This is a genomic window from Ignavibacteria bacterium (assembly GCA_017303675.1).
Classification (GTDB): domain Bacteria; phylum Bacteroidota; class Ignavibacteria; order Tepidaquicellales; family OLB5; genus OLB5.
This window is the reverse complement of the sequence record JAFLBX010000001.1, coordinates 308,614-328,270: the sequence shown is the minus strand read 5'-3', so window position 1 is coordinate 328,270 and position 19,657 is coordinate 308,614. Positions and strand designations below refer to the sequence as shown.

Genomic DNA, 19,657 nt, shown 5'->3' with positions numbered 1-19,657 from the left:
TACATGTTGCTGCTTTTTGTAACTTCAGTCATTTGCTGATTTGTGATTTTGTCATTAATTTGTTTCGTGTTCATTGTACTGAATTTCTCCTCTGAAATTAGTTATTATTAGTATAATTCTCTGAAATCAAATTAATATTTGAATGTTCAAAGGACAATCACCTTAAACAGTTATATTGAATTTAATATGTATAATTATAATATTGTTAGGGTTAAATTTGTCTGTAAAAAAATGAATTCTGCTGCCCTGTTTCAGACAGCAGAATTCTTTTTTGCCGGATACATGCGATCACAATTTATTAACCGAAAATGAATCCAATAATTACGATCACAAGAAAAATGGTTATTGTTCCGGCAATAAACACGTTACTGTTCTTTTTGAATTTTGTTAGATCTGTTTCCATATTTGTTACCTCTATAGAAGTAAAGGTTGTTAAGTTTAACTACAATTGCAATACTAAAATAATGCTTTAATTAGCGTTAGTAAATAACGAAACAGGTTATATGACTTAATCGGTTAATAAACATAATTATTAACATTAATCAGCATACCAACAGGATAACAATCATAATATTTAATGACTCATAGAGATAAAAAAAGGAAAACCCTATGAGTTTTCCTTTCTAATTATCTATATTATAATGTTTAACTACTTTACATCTACAACTTCTTTTATCTCTGAAAATGCTTCTGCAAGAAGTCTTTTCTGGGTTTGATTAAATATAGAGTTTGAGCCTGGGGCTGGAGCCGGGCTTTCATCCCTGCTGACGCCGTATAATGTCATTTTACTCCCAAGTTCTCTTAGGTCCCTCTTCAGCCTGTATGACATGAAGATCAAAGCTCCCATATTATGTGGTTCTTCCTGAGCCCAGAAAACTTCTGTGGCATTGGTATAAGTTTTCAGGATAGCTTTTATTTCTTCTGATGGATATGGATAATACCTTTCCACTCTTACAATTGCTATATGCGAAATGTTATTCTCTTTCTTATATTTAGCCAGATCATAATAGAATTTTCCGCTTGTCAGTATTACACGCCTGATATCAGATTTGTTCGTAACTGTGTTATCATCTATCACTAAGCGGTATTTACCGCCGATAAATTCATTTTTGTCAGATCTTGCCTCAGGAAGTCTCAGCAGGCTTTTTGGTGTCATTATCACCAGCGGGCGCCTGTTATTATATTTACCCTGGGAGCGCAGCAAATAATAATACTGCGCCGGAGTTGAAGGATTGCAAATGGTCATGTTATCATCAGCACACAAAGTTAAAAATCTTTCCAGCCTTGCACTTGAATGTTCCGGGCCTTGTCCTTCCTGACCATGAGGAAGCAGCATTGCAATATTGCTCGGCAGGTTCCATTTATCCTGTGAAGCGGCAATAAAGTTATCTATAATAACCTGGCCGGCATTTGCAAAATCCCCGAACTGTGCCTCCCATAATACAAGTGAAAGCGGATCTGCAGTGCTGTATCCGAATTCAAAACCAAGAACTGCCGCTTCTGAAAGCAGGCTGTCCAGTGGCTCTATTTTCGCTTTATCAGGGGCTATATTATTGTGAAGAATTACTTCCTCTTCTGATTCCATATCAGTAAGCACAATATGTCTTTGTGAAAATGTTCCTCTTGCGCTATCCTGGCCGCTCAGTCTTACAGGTATTCCTTCAAGCAGTAAGGTGCCGAAAGCAAGTGCTTCAGCAAATGACCAGTCTATCTTTGTATCACCGTTTAGAAACTCCCTTCTTGATTCAATGAACTTTCTCAGTTTTGGATGTAAATGAAAATCAGCAGGTAAAGTGGTTATAGTTTCCACAATTCTGTTCAGATCATTCATTGTGATCTCAGGAAGCTGGTTTGAACGAAGGATCTTTATCTGTTCATCAGTTAACCTGATGGGAGTATCAGCCTTAAACAGCATTTCCCTTTCATGTGCCTTCGTATATCCCTTATCCATTATATCATATATCTCGGTTTCCATTTTCTGGATCTCTGATGTATCAGTCACTTTTTCATTTAAAAGCTTTTCCTGGTAAATGTTTTTTACCGTAGGATGATTTCTGATAGCTTTATAAAGAACAGGCTGTGTAAAAGCCGGTTCATCTGATTCATTATGCCCTAACCTGCGGAAGCTGTAAACATCAATTACAACATCCTTATGAAACATCATCCGGTATTCATAGGCAAGCTTAGTTACCAGAATTGTGGCTTCAGGGTCATCACCGTTTACATGAAAAATCGGAGCCTGTACCATCTTCGCAACATCTGATGCATATACTGTTGATCTTGCATCAACCGGACTGGTTGTGAAACCGATCTGGTTATTGATAATTATATGAATGGTTCCACCGGTGCTGTAACCTTTAAGCTGTGATAAGTTTAATGTTTCTGCTACAATACCTTCACCTGCAATTGCTGCATCACCATGAAGCAGAACCGGAATGTATTTGTTTTTAAGCGAATCATTCATCATCTGCTGCTTAGCGCGTACAATGCCTTCCACTACCGGGTTTACAAATTCAAGGTGGCTTGGGTTGGATGCAACTGATACATTGATATCATCCCCGTACATTGTTTCATATACACCTGAGGAACCAAGATGGTATTTAACATCACCTGAGCCTTCAACTGAATCAACATCTGAAATATCCTCAAATTCAGAAAATATTTCCTGCATATTCTTGCCGATTATATTAGCAAGAACGTTTAGCCTGCCTCGATGAGCCATACCCAGAACAACTTCATCCACTTTTTCGGCAGCTGCAAGGCTCAGCAGCATATCAAGAACAGGAATAATTGTTTCGGAGCCTTCGAGTGAAAATCTTTTATGCCCTATGTACTTTTTATCAACAAATTTTTCAAAATTTTCCGCCTGAATTAACTTATATAGAATATGTTTCTTTTCTTCTGCTGTTAATGAAGGCTGATTTTTGATCGGCTCCATTTTATCCTGAAGCCATAATTTTTCTTTCGGGTCCTGAATATGCATGTATTCAACCCCAATATTTTCACAGTAAGTTTTTTGCAGTATATCAAGTATTTCCCTTAGTGTCGCAGTTCTTAATCCGGCAAGACGCGGTGTTATGAATTGCCTGTCATAATCCCAAACCGTGAAACCATATGTGTTGGGGTCAAGCTCGGGATGGTATTTTGCCTGGGGCTTTAGCGGATCAAGGTTTGCCAGCAAATGACCTCTTACGCGGTACATATTAACAAGCTGAATTGCTTTTGCCTGTTTTTCAATTTCTTCCAGATTATCAATTCCGTCAAAATTTTCAGGGTTATTATCTATTTTCCACATAACCGGTTTTACAGGCATGTTAAGATCACTGAAAATAGTTTCATAAAAACCTTCTTCCCCTATGAGAAGCTTATGCATTTTCTGCAAAAACATTCCCGATTCAGCGCCCTGAATTATGCGGTGATCGTAAGTGCTTGTTATGTTCATTACTTTACTTATGCCAAGCATAGTAATTATATCTTTTGTTACTGCCTGGTATTCAGCCGGATAGTCGAGAGCGCCTGTTGCAATTATAGCGCCTTGACCTACCATAAGCCTTGGCTGTGATGCTGCTGTTCCTATTGTTCCGGGATTTGTTAAAGTAATGGTTGTTCCCTGAAAATCTGAAATATCTATCTTTCCGCTTCTTGAGCGGTTGATAATATCATTGTAAGAATCAAAGAACTGACGGAAATTCATTTTATCTGCTCCTTTGATATTGGGTACGATCAAAGAGCGTGAACCGTCTTTCTTTTCAAGATCTACGGCAAGCCCGAGATTTACTGAATTCTTTTTAAGTAAATGAGGGTTACCTTCAATTATTGTATACGCATTGTTGAGCGCAGGAATTGATTTTATTGCTTTTACTATTGCCCAGCCAATGATATGTGTGAACGAAATTTTACCGTTGCCGGTCTTTTTCAGAAAATTATTTATTATCAGCCTGTTCTCTTCCAGTACCTTTACAGGTATTGCACGGAATGAAGTTGCAATAGGTATTGTTAAGCTGGAAGTCATATTTTCTATGATCTTCTCGCCAACGCCTTTTATCTGTATTGCTTCTTCACCCTTTTGAGGCTGCGGCATATTTATTACAGGAGTTGAAGATACCGGAGGCTGAGTATAATTTATATAAGTACCTGTTTGTACGCTGCTTTTACCGTTGGTATTTTCATTTTTAGTGTGAATTTTACCATTTGTTTCTATATTAAGGCCGGTAAACAGGTCCTGCCAATCTTTTCCTACAGAGTTCGGATTATTTACGAAGTTCTCCAGTAACTCCATGACAAACCATGTATTTACGCCAAATTCTGCGAGTTTTTCGCGCTGCTCTTGTGATAAATCTTCTAATTTCATTGTAATTTTTATATGATAAGTGCAAATTTAATCAAAATTAAAACCAAGTTCACTTCAATATTTTGAACCTGAAATTTTGAATAAAAATGCCTTAATAACTGAAATGAATAACCGGGGTAGTAATTAAATTAACTTAATGGAACTTTAATTTCAACAGATGTTCCGTTTTCTTTTGAACCCTTAATATCCCATATGCCGCCTAATAACAATACTCTTTCTTTCATTCCAAGGATTCCAAGAGATGTACTTTTTTCTATCTCTTCATTGGTTATACCTCTGCCGTTATCGTTAATTGTTAATATCATCCAGCCGTGCTGAATATCAGTTTTGATCTTTACTGCTGTTGCTCCTGAGTGTCTTGCTGTATTAGTAAGCGTTTCCTGGAATATTCTGAATACAGATATAGCTTTTTCAGGGTTCAGGTTTATTTCTTCATCTCCCACTTCTGTAATACATTTTATGTTTGATCTTTTTTCAAATTCTCCTGCATGCCATTCAATTGCTTCAAGTAATCCTAATTTATCAAGTATATCAGGTCTTAATTCAGTTGCAATTTTTCTAACTTTGTTAATTATATCGTCAATGTATGGTGTAATTTTTTTCAGTTCTTCTGTTATAGAATTCAGATATTTATTTTTACTTTCATCTTTCTGTTTTACAATATTTTTTACTAACATTGAAAGGTCCATTTTTAATACTGTCAGGTCCTGGCCAAGTTGGTCATGGATCTCTCTTGAAATATGAAGCCTTTCTTCCTCTCTTACTTTTTGCTGGTAGTTGGTAAGAGCTCTCAGCTTTTGCGTGGTTTCTTCAAGCTTGGTCTCGTAGTTTTTTCTTTCTGTTATATCTGTTAAAATTGCTTCAATTGTTTGAGCTTTTTTATGTGAGTCCCTTAACACAACACTTCTCTGGTTAAGCCATAATTTTTTACCATTTTTATTTACAATCATAAATTCAAACGGTATCGAAATTGTAGAATCAAGTACCATCTTTATTGAAAATTGGTATTGCTCCTTCCATTCCTCATCCACAATGGATTCCAGCAAACCCGGTTTATTGTAGAATTCTTCTATTGAATATCCGGTAAGTTTTTGAACTGATTTGTTAACGTAATTGTACTTTTTTGTATTAAGATCCTGGCTTATGATCATATCCGGTGCGTTTTCAGAAAGACGGAAATACTTTTCCTCAGCATCTTTTAGCCTTAATTCAACATCAACCCTGTACATTGCAGAATTGATAGCAGTACTAAGATCCCTGTCATCCAGCGGTTTTGTAATATAGCCGTATGGGTTGGTTTCTTTTGTCTTTTCGATTGTATCTTCATCCTGGTGCGCGGTAATATATACTATCGGTATCCTGAACTTATCATTTATAATTTTGGCAGCTTCAATACCATCCATTTCACCTTTTAAGGTAATATCCATTAAAATGAGATCAGGCTTTTCCTTTTCTGCAAAATTTATTGCATCTTCACCTTTGGCCACACTTCCCGCTGACTCATGCCCGATCCTTTTTAAGGTAGCTTCTATATCTTTGGCAATGATCTTTTCATCTTCTACTACAAGTACTTTTGCTTTTTTAAATATTAAGTTCATACTCTCAAAATTATGTTTTATTATTAATCGGAATACTGATCATAAAAATCTATCGTAATTTCAGTTCCGTTATCTGAATTTACTTTTATTTCACCTTCAAGCTGTTCTGTAAGGGTTTTTACAAGCTCCATGCCCAATGAAGTTGTTTTTTCGAAATCAATTGTCTCCGCTCCTTTTCCGTCATCTTTAACCTGCAGGCTGTACTTACCGGTTGCCAGCTTATACAGTTTTACAGTTAAAGTACCAATACTGTAATCAGGGAAAGCATGTTTTATAGAGTTAGTAACAAGCTCGTTTATTATTAAACCGCATGGTAAAGCTGTATCGATTCCGAAAAATATTTCCTCTACTTCGAGTTTCAAATTTATTCTCGAAAAGCTAATATCATAAGCAAAAAACAGGTAATTACAGAGGTCTTCAATATATTCCCTGAAGTCTATCCTTGAAAGATCCTTGGTTCTGTATAGCTGCTGGTGAATCAGAGCCATTGATTTAACCCTCTGTTCGCTCATTTTCAGATAGCCGATTGCTGTTTCATCTTTTATGCTTTCTGACTGAAGCCTGAGTAGGCTGGAAACTACCTGCAGATTATTTTTTACCCTGTGATGAATTTCTTTTAGGATCAGTTCTTTTTCATTAAGAGATTTTATTAGCTCATTATTAATTCTTTTGATCTCTGTGATATCCTGTAAAGTACCCTGCATACCTGTAAATAAACCGTTCTTATCATACATCGGTTCTCCCACTATTTTTACGTTTCTTATTTCACCATCAGGTCTAACTACTCTGTCTTCATTTTCATATGAGGATTTATTTTTGACTGCATTTAGTATTTTATCAATTGTTCTTTGCCTGTCTTCTGAGTAAATATGGTTCATAGCTTCATTAAATTCAAAACTTTCCGGTTCATTTTTTAATCCAAGTATTTTATACAGTTCACTGGAATTATAAATTTTATTTTCTTTGAGGTTATAAACCCAGCTCCCTATGTGTGCAATTCTTTGGGCTTCTTCAAGATTGTTTCTAATTTGTTTGAGCTCTTCTTCTTTACGAATTCTTTCGCTAATTTCCTTTTGTGCCCGCCTGTAAAGCTCTGCATTTGCTGCCGCTACCGAAACATGTACTGTAATAGATTCAAGTATCTTAAGGTCATACTCAGTATATGCATTTTTTGTATAGCTGAACACAGAAATTACGCCAATTACGTTTTTACCTATTTTCATAGGTATATACATTGCTGATTGAATTACAGGATCTTCATTGATAATTTCATCTTTCTTTTCTTTATAGTCAATTACATTGCCTTCTTCATCAAAATAATACTTATCATCACGATCTTTTATCAGGTCATAAAAGTTATTAACAATTAAAGGCATTCCTGTAATTATAGCTTCAACTTGAGTTCCTTTGTAATTATTGCCAACTTTAAGATGCGGGAAATTACCGGGATCATGTTTAGTATTACCAACCCATGCAGCCTTACAGAATATCAAATTTTCCTGTTTATTATATTCAGCAATAACCATTGAATCACATGGAATGATCTCTAATACTTTTCTGTATAAAATGTCGTAAATTTCTTCAAGATTAAGCGTGCTCAAAAGCTCTCTGCCGGCGCTGTATAATAAAGTAATTTCTTTGTTTCTTAAGGCAAGTTCTTCCCTCGCTTTTTGCTTTTCGGCAATTTCTGTTTTAGCCTGCCTGTAAAGTGATGCGTTAAATGTTGCTGCTGAAATTGGGCTGGCAAGTGATTCAAGCAGACTTAAACTCAATTTATTATATACATTTTTGGAATAACTTAATAACTGGATTACTCCGATAATATTCCCATCATGTATCATAGGTACAAGCATAGCAGAATTGTACAATACATCAGGTTCCGTTTTTATTTTATCGTTTGTGTAGCTGATGTGGGTCTGCGTTCTTTTATAATATTCCTTATAGTTATCTATAAGCAGAGGTTTACCGCTTCTTATAACTTCACTTTGTATGCCTTTTCCTTCAGGCGCCAGAGGGATCAGTGGAAAAATGTTTATATCCGGTTTAACACCATCTGCCCAAACAGAAAGTATCTTTATATTTTTCGCTTCCTTGTTATATTCGGAAATGATCATAGAGTCGCAGGGGATTTTGGCAGAAATTATTTTGTATGTATTATCATATACGCTGTCAATATCCAGAGAACCTGATAAAACCTGCTGGGCATCGTATAGCATCTGGAGTTCTTCTGTTTTTGCCTGCAGCGCTTTTTCAGCTTGCTGTTTTTCCTGTAATTCATTTTGTAATTTACTGTGCAATTGGGCATTTACAATGGATACCGCAATATGAGTAGCCAGGGATTCAAGTATTTTCAGTGCATTTTCTGAAAAGACCTTCTTGCTGTAATTTAGCAGTTGCAAAGTTCCAATTACTTTCTTCTCATATATCATCGGTATTATTATTGCGGTCTCAGCTATTTCAAAAGTATCATCTTTTTTGTATGAAACAGTACCATCATCATTAACATAAAAATTTGCTCCGGATTTTTTTATATATTCTCTGTAATTTTCAACAATTCTTGTTTTTTTTGAAAACAGAACACTGCTTTGTAAGCCCTTGCCTGTTTTATCAAATTTTATCGGCGGGAAATTAGAAGTGTTTATTTCCTTGCCGTTAGTGAACAATCCTTCAAGTATTATATATTCCTCATTTTCATCAAGAACAGAAATACCAATATCGCATTCCGGAAATGAGCTGTTTATGGTTCTGAATATTTTTCTGTTTATTTCTTTAGTTGTTAATGCACCTGAAAGATCCTTTGAAATTTCATAAATATTAGATATTTCAATAGATGTTTTCAGTAATTTTGATTCAGTTTCTTTTCTGATTTTTATTTCTTCTTTCGCCTGCTGATAAAGATCGGCATTGGAAGTTGAAACAGCAGCTTGTGCTGCCAGTGCTTCGGCAAGCTTAACATCATTTTCTGTATATGCATTTTTTTTAAGGCTTTTTACCTGTAATACCCCTATAACTTTGTTCTTTAGCTTAAGTGGAACAATTATTGCTGATCTTTCTGAAAGATTTTTATTATTGGGATTAGAGGCTACAGAACCATCCGGCTTATAATAAAATTTAGTTCCGGATTGTGAAACTGATTTTTCAAAGTCCAGCAATAATTCAGCCTTCCCGCTTTTTATAGCTCTGCTTTGAATTCCGTTACCCGAAAAATTTACCGGGACTGATGGAAAAGCAGAAACATCAAGTCGTTTTCTTCCTATCCATGCTGCTTTACATGTAATTTTACCGCTTTTCTTATCGTAACCGGATATTACCATTGAATCACACGGCATTAACTTTCTGATGATACTGTATATACTATTGTATATCTTATCCGGATTGAGTGTTTTAGAAAGCTCATTGCCTGCCCTGTAAAGCTCACTTATCTCTTTGTTTCGCTTTATCAAAGCAGCTTCTGACTTTAGTCTTTCCGTAATATCGTTCGAAAGAATCAATACTGCTTTACGACCTTCAAATGATATCGGAGTTCTGGTGATTTCTACATCAATAAGTTCCCCGGATTTTTTAACATGTTTCCAAATGCCCGTATGTAATGGTTTATTTGTTCTGTTTTCTTGTTTGATACGTTCTTGATGTCGAAGAAATTTTGCAATTTCTTCTTTCGGGCGAATATCAGTCAGATCCATATTAAGAAATTCTGCTTCCGAATATCCATAATGCTTAATTGCGGAATCATTTACCGCCAGAATCTTTAAGCTTTCTGAATCATATATCCACATAGGAAGCGGATTACCGTAGAAGAGATATTTGTATTGTTCTTCACTTTGCTTTAACAGGAATTCATTGGTTTTCTTTAAGGTAATATCGCTTAAATTGCCAATTACTTTATCAGCTTTCCCTTTTTTATCATAAATGACAGTTTGAGTGTCACTTATCCAGATTATAGCTTTATTTTTCTGTGTGAACGGATATTCAAAGCTGAAATTTCTTCTCCTCTTGCCTGTAGAAAATTTCAGCGACTTATAATGATCTTTGATCTTTTTCCTGTATTCAGTACTTAAAAGGGGAGTAATGATATTTAATCTTTTTTTAATGAAAATGTCAGGTGATATTCCCAGTATCGTTTTTACAGAGGGGCTTATATAGGTATATTCTGATTTTTTAAAATCAAACTCGTAAATTGCATTTGGTGTGTTTTTTAATACTAAGCTGTATTTATGTTCGCTTTCTTCTATTTTGTTTTCATAAACTGATTTTGATGTATTATCAATTATATAACCTATCAAATACTTCTTTTTGAATAATGATATCTTTTCGGTTGTAATTATTACATTTTTTATGTTTTTTGTCCTGGTATAAACATCAAAATTGAAAGTGTTAATTTTGTTCTTTGAGTATTTTTTTAAAACCCTTTTTGATAGTTCGTTCTCAATAGTAAACCCCAGTTCCATGGGAGTATGATTTAATACTTCTGATTTTTTGCATTCAAATAATTTCAGAAATTTACTGTTGACTTCAATATATCTGTTAGTATCAAAATCGATCAGGGCTTTAGCAACCGGACTTGAATAAAATGATTTAAAAAAAACGCTGTAATGTTTTTTGGCTTTTGTTAGGATGTTGTTGACAGGTCTGATTTTTTTCGTTTTATTTTTTTCTTGCATGCAGGCAAATTTTTAAAAAAATAAATATAATACAATCAACTCTCAGAATGGATTATTACGGTATTTTGGGTAATATCATAGTGTTAATATAGTCATTTAATAAAATAATTCATATAATTAATTTGACTACAAACTAACAGCTTTATTTTATTGATAGTTAGCTAAAAATTTGCTAATTTACAGCATGGAAAACATTATTATTGGTGCAGATCACAGAGGTTTTAACCTGAAGGAAAAACTTAAAGTTTTGCTTTCTAAAAAGTATAACATTATTGATGTGGGTACTAACTCAGAAGCTTCTGTTGATTATCCTGATATTGCTGAAGCCCTCGCTAAAGCTATTCAGGGAGGGGCAGGTAAAAAAGGAATCATCATTTGCGGTAGCGGGGTCGGTGCTTGTGTTGCAGCAAATAAATTCAGGGGTATTCGTGCGGGAATTTGTCACGATGCTTTTTCTGCCCACCAGGGAGTTGAAGATGATGATATGAATGTTATATGTCTTGGAGGCGGAATTGTAGGTGAATCTCTTGCAATTGAAGTGATAAATTCTTTCCTAAATGCAGCCTTTAAGCCCGAAGAAAGATATGTAAGAAGACTTGAAAAAGTTAAAAAGATTGAAGATTCTCAGAAGAACTGAAGTTTGCCGGGTATCTAATATTTAAATTCACATTTAATATCCATTGCCCGTTCAAGTATTTCCAGATAAGACCTTTTGGAAATTTCTATTGCACCGAATTTTTCAAAATGAGGTGTCATCATCTGAATATCAAATAATATAAATTTATTTTTCTTTAAGATCTCATATAGTTTAACCACGCATACTTTTGATGCATTGTTCGCTCTGTAAAACATCGATTCACCGAAAAAAGCTCCTTTATATGCCACACCATATAATCCGCCGGCAAGTTTTTCATTTTCCCATGCCTCTACCGAATGGGCGTACCCTCTGTGGAAAAGTTCCGTGTATGCGGTCATGATGGTGCTGTTTATCCAGGTGCTGTCTCTTAAGGAGCATTCATAAATTACTTTTTCAAAAGCAGTATCTACTCTTATTTCATAGATATTTTTATTTAATACCTGCTTTAAAGATCGTGTAATATTCAGGCCGCTAGTTTCAAGCTCCACAGGCATTATTGCCCGCGGTGAGGCTTCAAACCATGCTATTGATTCAGCATCTTCTCCCATCGGGAAAATACCCATTGCATAACCGTTTAATACCTGGTGCCAGTGCAGAGTGTGATATGTGTAAGCCTGGGAACCCAAGGATCTTCAGGCGTTAACTTCAATTGATGTTCGTAATGCTATCTCTTCGAGAACTGATTGCACCGAAAGGCATTTATCAAGTTCACCTGTTATTACCGCGGCTCTTCCCTTATTATGTGCTTCCAGTGTTATCGATTCAGCCTTATCATAACCATATCCCGTCGCCAGCATGATCTGGCTTATTACTTCGTCAAATTCATGATGTGAGTCATTGAATAAGATCAGCGTAAATCCGCTGGTTGTAGTATCTATATCAACGGGAGAAGTTAATTCATCTGTTTGCTGCATTTTTGTCTGTAGTTTCAAAAAGTTATAATTAATAATTCCAGTCGGCTTCATAATCATAAGACGAGCTTCCCGCACCCCGGGTTGCTTTGCTGAAGAGCATTGATCCGACCATATCTTTATATGATATGCCTTCTTCAAGTTCATCCTTTGCTATTTTTGAATTATTGTGAAGCCCGTCAAGCATAAATTCCATCAGGGAAGCCAGTTCGTGATCGTTTTCAACCGTTGGAATAAATTTTCTTACTGTTTTTTCAAGTCCTTCAACACGCTTCAGCGCTGAAAAATATTCCTCAAATCTCATATCGTCATTCAGTTCAATATAATTTCCCGACTCAAACCATTTTACTATTTCTGCGTATGGATTTATTGCAGGCTTTTGCCCCTCTTTAACTTCACCCTGTCTGCGCTTTTTCTGCAATGGGTCCGGGAAATATTTCCTGAATACCTCGCGGACACTCCTTCCAAGCAGCGCTTTGCTTACTTTTACGGGACCTTCCTGCTCACCTTCAAACACAAGCTCAATTTTTCCTGTCATTCCTGGCAGAACTGATGCCAGGTCTGTGATTCTCGGGAAAATTATAGTTTCATTGTTTACAATAGATCTTCGCTCTGCGTTGCTTACAAGGTTTTCCATTGCTGAAATTGTCATCCTTGCGCTTACGCCTGATTTCTGCTCAACAAACTCGCTCTTACGGGCTTCATGGGCTGCGGATTCAATTATTTCTTTCATATAATAGGGAATGATAACTTCCTTATCAATATGTCTTTTTATCCAGCTTTGAGATTCGGTGATCTTTATACCGTCTTCTATATTTTTTGGATAGTGTGTTAAAATTTGTGAATCTATCCTGTCTTTCAGTGGAGTAATAATATTACCCCTGTTAGTATAATCTTCAGGATTTGCCGTGTAAACTATAAATACATCAAGCGGAAAGCGGATATTAAACCCGCGGATCTGTATATCACGCTCCTGCATTATATTAAGAAGTCCAACCTGTATCCTTGGCTGCAGGTCAGGCAGCTCATTAATTGCAAATATCCCCCTGTTGGTTCTTGGTACTATCCCAAAATGTATTGCTCCTTCATGAGAGTAATGCAGCCTTTGAGTAGCAGCTTTAATTGGATCAATATCACCTATAAGATCAGCAATTGTCACATCAGGGGTTGCAAGCTTTTCTCCGAACCTTCTTTCCCTCGCTATCCATTCAATCTCAGTTTCATCGCCATTTTCGTTGACTGTATCTACAGCAAATTTGGAAATAGGGTTAAACGGGTTATCGTTAATTTCAGAACCTTTAATTATGGGAGTGAATTCATCCAGAAGGTCCACCAGCATCCTTGCCATTTTGGTTTTTGCCTGACCCCTCAGCCCGAGAAAAATAATATCATGTTTTGCAAGTATGGCATTAATTACCTGCGGAATTACTGTTTTTTCATACCCAATTATTCCGGGGAATATCTCTTCTTTGTTGCGGAGTTTTTCAACCAGGTTTTTTCTAAGTTCATCTTTTACTGCCGGTACTTTATAGCCGGCACTCTTAAGCTCGCCAAGTGTTTTCGGAAGATTGTGGTCCTTCTGCATTAAATAATATTCTTTCTAAATGTATTTTTCAAAAATTAGTCAAATAAATAATGTAAATCAATTTCATAAAAATTAGTGCATCATTAACTGATAAACATTCTGATACTGTTAATAGTTGTTAAATATTCAGCAGCTCTTCCATTTTTTCAATTACCCATTTTTTTGCAATAAATGAGGAATTTTTAGCTTTCAGGTATTTTTCTTCATCAAGGTTCTTGCCTGATAACCTGCTTTTTACCACAGCATCAATAAATCCCAGAGAAGCAGGATAAGTGGAGCGGCTTTCTTTTGTTACTCTGCCGCTGGTTGATATAAAATTTTTGAATGCATGAATTGTGGACTCAGCTTCAAAATAATGCCCGAGTTCATAATAAGCCCTTATGTACATCCAGCGGATAGTCAATTGTACGGGAATATCTCCGGACCTGACCTTGCTTAGATACGGAATGACGCGGCTGTATTCACCTTTATTAAGCATAAAGTATCCCATTAAAAAATTGTAAGTATTTTCCCGGGTTTCAGGGTTCAGCTCATCTTTGTATTTATTTATAAAGCTTTCTGTCCACTCAAAATCGTTTGCTGCAATGGACTGCATTATAATATTATGATAATTATTCTCATCAATATATCCTTTTTCATCTTTATGCGCCACATTTTTTTCAACATACATTTTATTTATGCTGTGCAAGGTTTGTACATCAACCGGCCCTTTTTGGGCCTTAGAAAATATATAAGAAGAAAAGATCATTTGCCAGAATTCAATGTTGTCGTTATGTCTGAAGTGTTCAATATTTTTGAAGCTGAATTCCTTAAGCTTTTCCCTGTAAATATTTTGCGGGTCGTTGGTTTTACTTAGTAAACCAAAGTAATAACATGCAATGAGCGCGTATTCATTGGGTTCATTTTCTTTTATTAATTTTAAGGCTCGTTCAAGATCAATTATTTTTGTAATGTTTTCGATATATTCATTTCTTTGAGGCGCGTTTTCAACAAAGCTGTAAACTTCATAATCATTTGCTATTCTAAGCAAAGAGACAAGAAAACTCTTCATTACCGCAGAAAACCTTTCGCCGTCACTGATTATCCTTTGTTTAGAATCGCTTTCAGATAAATTGCCATGCTTTAATTCCTTCAGCTCACTTATTTTTTTATAGTATTCTAAAGTATACTCTGAGCTTTTTTTAAGGTCCAATATTCTTTCATTCAGTATCTTTTCAGCCTTCCGGTTCAATTTTCTTTTCTGTAATTCTTTTGTTAGTGCCGTTACCTGCATATCTTTGTCGCCTTCCAGGCTAAGCTGAATAAAAAATCCGTCCAGCATTGCCAAAGTTCTGCTAAGCAGATTCTTTACAACCTGTCTGCTGAAACCGGCACCTCCGTATATTTCCCTGTAAATTTCTTCATCACTGATATTATTCCCGGCAGTGAGCGGAATCTTCTTTGCAAGATAGTTTACAAACTTTATAACATCATTCCGGGTATTGAAAAACGGTGATGAAACATACTTCGAAAATCTCTCAAATTCAGAATTTTTCAAAGTGGAAATTTGGCTGAATATCGATCTTTGCATAATATGGCAGTTACTAATTAAGCTAAAATATACTTAATTTATTCTATAATCAATAAATTTAGTAATCTAAAATGATTACTTAATGTTGAATTTCTTTTTGGTTCCCCTTACGCTGTAAAATATATTTGCCTCGATAGCGAATTAATAAAACTTTAAACAACCGAAGAAAATTGAATTTTGAGTTTTTTGTAAATAGTAAGTTAATTGAATTATCTGCTGTAATAAACGGACCGGTTGTTCGTTTTATTGCGCTATCAAAACAGGGAAGATCTGCTTTTGCGGATTTTCCCTGAATTTTTAAGAAAATAATTCAACAATAAACTATAAATTTCAGGAGGACAAAATGAAACAATTTATTTTTACATTGCTCACTTGTATTACACTGAGCGCAGCTTCACTGTTCAGCCAGTGGATTTCAAATCCGGGTATAAATACTCAGTTATGCACTGCAACAGGAAGCAAGCTTTCCCCTGTTGTTTTAAGCGATGCATCCGGCGGAGTTATTATAGCATGGATAGATAAAAGAAATGCATCAGCAGATAAGATCTATGTGCAGAGATTTAACAGTTCCGGAATTCCCCAATGGCAAACCAACGGTGTGGTTTTAAGTTCAGCTCAGCAGTTTGCTGCTGAATTAATGGCTATACCGGATGGTTCAGGCGGAGCTGTTATCTGCTGGAAAGAAACAAGAAGCGGTTCTGTTGCCATGTATTACTGCAGAAAAATTAATTCAGCCGGTATTCCTCAATGGACAGGCGATATTGCTGCTACTGATCCTTACAATGCAGCAAATGATGATGAAATGGGAAAGATCGCCTCTGATGAGAATGGCGGCATACTGTTAACATACAAAAGATATAACAATGCGGTTTCAAAATTTGAAATTCATGCACAAAATATTTCCCACGATGGAACAAGGAACTACAGCGGCAATGGTTCTGTAGTAGCTACTTCAAATTCAACAATTTATTTTGATAATCCCCAGATATGTGTCGGGCAGGCCGGGACATCTATAATTGTTTATCAACGCGGCCAAAGAATTATAGCGCAAAGCCTTAACAGTCTAGGCGTTAAACAATGGGGAAGCGAAGGATTTGACGCTTACGGCGGCACTGTAGGAAATATGTTTCTTCCCCGCATTTGCCATGATGGTGTTGGCGGTGCGATAATTACCAATATTGATCAACGGGTTCCCTCTAACAATTTTGATATTTATGCTCAGCGTGTTAAGAACGGAAGCAATCAGTGGGGCGCTGCCGGTAAACCCATTGGTATTGGAACTGAACGCCAGTGGCAGCAGCAGATAACTTATGATAATAACTACGGCGCTTATATTGCCTGGGATGATGAAAGAAATACAGATAGCAGGCCGTACATTCAGAGGATCGATATGGCAGGCAATACTTATTTTCAGGCTAATGGTATCAGGATTAACCCTGATCCATGCGGACTTGTTTCACTTTCATGCGGTGACAGTAATTCTGTTTACATTGTTACCGCTACTTCTACTGCATACCCTAATATTTTTCTGTTCGCACAGAAAATAGGCAGTGCCGGTACTTTTCCCTGGGGCATAAATCATATACCCGTATCATCATATTTAAGTCCTAAGAGCACTTCTTTTAATCCTGCTGCTGTAGAAAGTTCCGGCAGCTTGGTATGTGTTTGGGAAGACAGCAGGAATTCACCTGATGTTAAGCTGTATGGACATAAGATCCAGCCTTCAGGATTAACAGGTATTAATCATAATAATTCGGCTCCTACTGAATATGAGCTTGGGCAGAACTACCCAAATCCTTTTAATCCTGCAACTATTATTAACTACACTATACCTAAGAGTGAAATGGTTACATTAATGGTTTACGATATCACCGGTAAACTTGCTGCAGTGCTTGTAAATGAAAATAAATCAGCCGGTTCTTATTCTGCTGAATTCAATGCTTCTGCTCTTAGCAGCGGTATATATTTTTATACTATACATACTTCATCCTATACTGAAACAAAAAAAATGATGCTGATTAAATAAACAAAAACCACGCGAAAGGAAATAGTAAAATGAAAAAACTATCTGCAGTATTTATAATAATTATGGTTCTCTGTGTAAAAGTAATCGCACAGGAGTTTTATATGTGCGAATATGTTGATGATAACTGGAACCCAGTTGGCGCTTCAGCTTCCATGAACGGTGCGTCCGGTGTGAATTTTCTTATAAAGCTGCCCGAGAAAGTATATGACCAGCTTTATTTATGGAGTATATATAAAACTGATGAAAATGGCAGGGACGCAGAGTTTGCGGGTGAATATGTAATGAGAATTGAAGAAGGTTATGAAATTGTCCATAATGGCGCAAGATTTTTCTGCACTACCGAAAAGATCTATCTCGCGCCGGGTAATTACCGTGTATATTTTATGTATGAAAATGATAAGGAAACGAACTTTAAATATGGTAATTTGTCAAAATATCTTGCAAAAGGTGAAGTTACAATAAATTGAGTTAAATTTTTATTTCCCGGGGATATTATTTATTCCCGGGAATTACTTTAAGTTAATATTGCATTATTTTTCTTCGCTTCAATCTAAAAAATTAATTAGATCAATTCCTTCATCTTTTCAATTACCCATATTTTGGAATTGAACGGTATACCGTTTAAAGCTTTCAGGTAGATATCTTCTGGAAATTTTTTATGAGACGCTTTATGCTTAATTAACCTTGAAGCATACCCGGCAAAATCAAATAAGGGTTTTTTTAAATGCATCGGCAGAACTTTGTTCTTCTTGTGAAACTGCCTGAGAGCTTCTGTGCCTGAAAGCGCTTCTTCATAATACCCCAGTTCATAATAGCACCTTATCGAAAGGGTCGCGATAGTAGTTCTTGTCATAACATTATCAATTTTCATCCTGCTGATATATTGTAAACAGCTTTCATATTTTTTTGTATCGAAGCTGCATCTTGCCATACATATATTATATGTATCATCATTAGTGCCCGGAGGCAGCTTTGATCTGTAATCATTCAGGAATTTTTCAGCCCATTGGTAATCTTTAGCGTTGATCGCCTGGAATGCAATATTATGATAGTTGTTTTCCATTATATAGCCCAGTTCATCCCTTGTTAGTATATCCATTGAAACAAAATATTTATTTATTTCATGTATCTCGCTGCTTGGATCATATTTGGGAGGAGTATTAGAAAAAATGTATGCGCCAAATAACATTGTCCAGCATGATGCCTGGTCCTGGTATTTCATGGAATCCAGATTTTCAAAAACTATTTTCTTCAGTTCATTTCTGAACTTGCCTTCAGGATCATTCATTTTACTTTGAAGCCCGTAGTAGAAAACGGCAGTAATTGCATAATACGGAGACTGTATCTGTTTAAGATTATTTATGTATTTTTCGAAATCAAAATATTTAAAATAGCCGTTAAATATCTCATCATTTTCTATCACTGAGTTTACATATTTATATACAATAAAATCATTTGCTATTCTAAGCAGATTTAGAATATAGTAGTTTACAAATGCTTCACCTCTGTTCAATGCGTTTTCAGCCTTCTGCCTGAAATTTCTTAAGCTTACAGCCAGAGATTCCCTAAGTTCAGTGTAATCATAATATTTTTTTAAATATTCTACTGTGTAAAATTCATTTTTCAGATTTTCCATTGCTTCTTCAATTACCTTTTCAGTTTGTTTATTCAATCCTTTTTTAGCCAGTTCAAATGCCAGTGCATTTGTTTTAGCCATTTCATCGTTCATCAAACCGGTTATTGTTAAAAAACCATATAAATGATTTTTTGTCCTGCTGAAAAGATTAACTATCACCTGTTCATTGTATTCGTTTCCTTTATAAACTGTTTCATAAACCTCACGGCGGTTTATTTCTGTTAATGGAATTTTGTTTATGAAATATTTATAAAAACGCTGTATATCACCCCTGTTGTTAAAAAAGGGCGATTTTATGTAATCACCAAATTTATCAAGTGTTTGCGTGTCAAATGAATTAATTAATGAAATGAGATTATTCATATTATTGGTGATTTATTTTAAAGCAATATTTTTAGTATTTTTTTAAGAAAATGCAATATATGGTAAAATAAGTTCAATATTAAGTGATTTATTTTTATTAAAATATTCTTGTATCGCCATAGTCTAAAATATATCTTTGCATCGTTAGCGTAAATAAAGAATTGATCATGAAATCTCGCATTCAAAAATTCAGGAAAATTGTTCATACCGGCTATCCCGCATTGGTGAATTCTTTTTTACCGTGCGCTAACTAAGGAAGGCACTCTGTTTTACAGGGTGCTTCTCCTGATCATAATAAAATTCAGAAAATTTATAAAAT

At 35.5% G+C, this 19,657-nt stretch carries 11 protein-coding genes; 3 read left to right on the top strand and 8 right to left on the bottom strand.

The window, feature by feature from the left end:
• Positions 1 to 649 precede the first annotated feature (649 nt).
• From J0M37_01450 to J0M37_01440, 3 genes are all read right to left on the bottom strand, one after another.
• Complete coding sequence (locus J0M37_01450) at positions 650 to 4,351, bottom strand: multifunctional oxoglutarate decarboxylase/oxoglutarate dehydrogenase thiamine pyrophosphate-binding subunit/dihydrolipoyllysine-residue succinyltransferase subunit (protein MBN8583732.1); 3,702 nt, start codon at positions 4,349 to 4,351, stop codon at positions 650 to 652.
• Positions 4,352 to 4,479: 128 nt separating this feature from the next.
• A complete protein-coding gene (locus J0M37_01445) occupies positions 4,480 to 5,949 on the bottom strand; it encodes a response regulator (protein ID MBN8583731.1) in 1,470 nt (489 codons plus the stop codon).
• Positions 5,950 to 5,972: 23 nt separating this feature from the next.
• The gene (locus J0M37_01440; protein MBN8583730.1) at positions 5,973 to 10,610 is read right to left on the bottom strand and encodes a GAF domain-containing protein; all 4,638 of its coding nucleotides are present in this window, start codon (positions 10,608 to 10,610) and stop codon (positions 5,973 to 5,975) included.
• Positions 10,611 to 10,794: 184 nt separating this feature from the next.
• Between J0M37_01440 and J0M37_01435 the strand changes: the two genes are divergently transcribed.
• On the top strand, positions 10,795 to 11,247 hold the full coding sequence (locus tag J0M37_01435) for an RpiB/LacA/LacB family sugar-phosphate isomerase (protein ID MBN8583729.1): 453 nt from the start codon (positions 10,795 to 10,797) through the stop codon (positions 11,245 to 11,247).
• A gap of 14 nt (positions 11,248 to 11,261) precedes the next feature.
• Here the strand turns inward: J0M37_01435 and J0M37_01430 are convergent, their stop codons facing one another.
• The 4 genes from J0M37_01430 to J0M37_01415 all read right to left on the bottom strand — a co-directional run bounded on the left by J0M37_01430 (position 11,262) and on the right by J0M37_01415 (position 15,313).
• Positions 11,262 to 11,810, bottom strand: coding sequence for a leucyl/phenylalanyl-tRNA--protein transferase (locus J0M37_01430; GenBank protein ID MBN8583728.1), 549 nt, complete (start codon positions 11,808 to 11,810; stop codon positions 11,262 to 11,264).
• A 69-nt stretch (positions 11,811 to 11,879) separates the two neighbouring features.
• Positions 11,880 to 12,161 carry an ATP-dependent Clp protease adaptor ClpS gene (locus J0M37_01425; protein MBN8583727.1) on the bottom strand — a complete coding sequence of 94 codons (282 nt, stop codon included), beginning with the start codon at positions 12,159 to 12,161 and terminating at the stop codon, positions 11,880 to 11,882.
• Positions 12,162 to 12,189: 28 nt separating this feature from the next.
• Positions 12,190 to 13,743 carry a magnesium chelatase gene (locus tag J0M37_01420; protein ID MBN8583726.1) on the bottom strand — a complete coding sequence of 518 codons (1,554 nt, stop codon included), beginning with the start codon at positions 13,741 to 13,743 and terminating at the stop codon, positions 12,190 to 12,192.
• A 118-nt stretch (positions 13,744 to 13,861) separates the two neighbouring features.
• Positions 13,862 to 15,313, bottom strand: a complete 1,452-nt coding sequence (locus J0M37_01415; protein MBN8583725.1) for a hypothetical protein — start codon at positions 15,311 to 15,313, stop codon at positions 13,862 to 13,864.
• Between the two features lie 343 nt (positions 15,314 to 15,656).
• On the opposite strand from J0M37_01415, the gene J0M37_01410 reads away from it, so the two are divergent.
• Together J0M37_01410 and J0M37_01405 are read left to right on the top strand one after the other, a co-directional pair.
• Positions 15,657 to 17,339, top strand: a complete 1,683-nt coding sequence (locus J0M37_01410; protein ID MBN8583724.1) for a T9SS type A sorting domain-containing protein — start codon at positions 15,657 to 15,659, stop codon at positions 17,337 to 17,339.
• A 29-nt stretch (positions 17,340 to 17,368) separates the two neighbouring features.
• Positions 17,369 to 17,806: a hypothetical protein gene (locus J0M37_01405; GenBank protein MBN8583723.1), complete on the top strand. Its 438-nt coding sequence runs from the start codon at positions 17,369 to 17,371 to the stop codon at positions 17,804 to 17,806.
• Between the two features lie 95 nt (positions 17,807 to 17,901).
• Here J0M37_01405 and J0M37_01400 read toward each other — a convergent pair whose 3' ends face one another.
• Entirely contained in the window at positions 17,902 to 19,338 is a 1,437-nt protein-coding gene (locus J0M37_01400) for a hypothetical protein (GenBank protein MBN8583722.1), read from the bottom strand.
• Between the last annotated feature and the right edge of the window lie 319 nt (positions 19,339 to 19,657).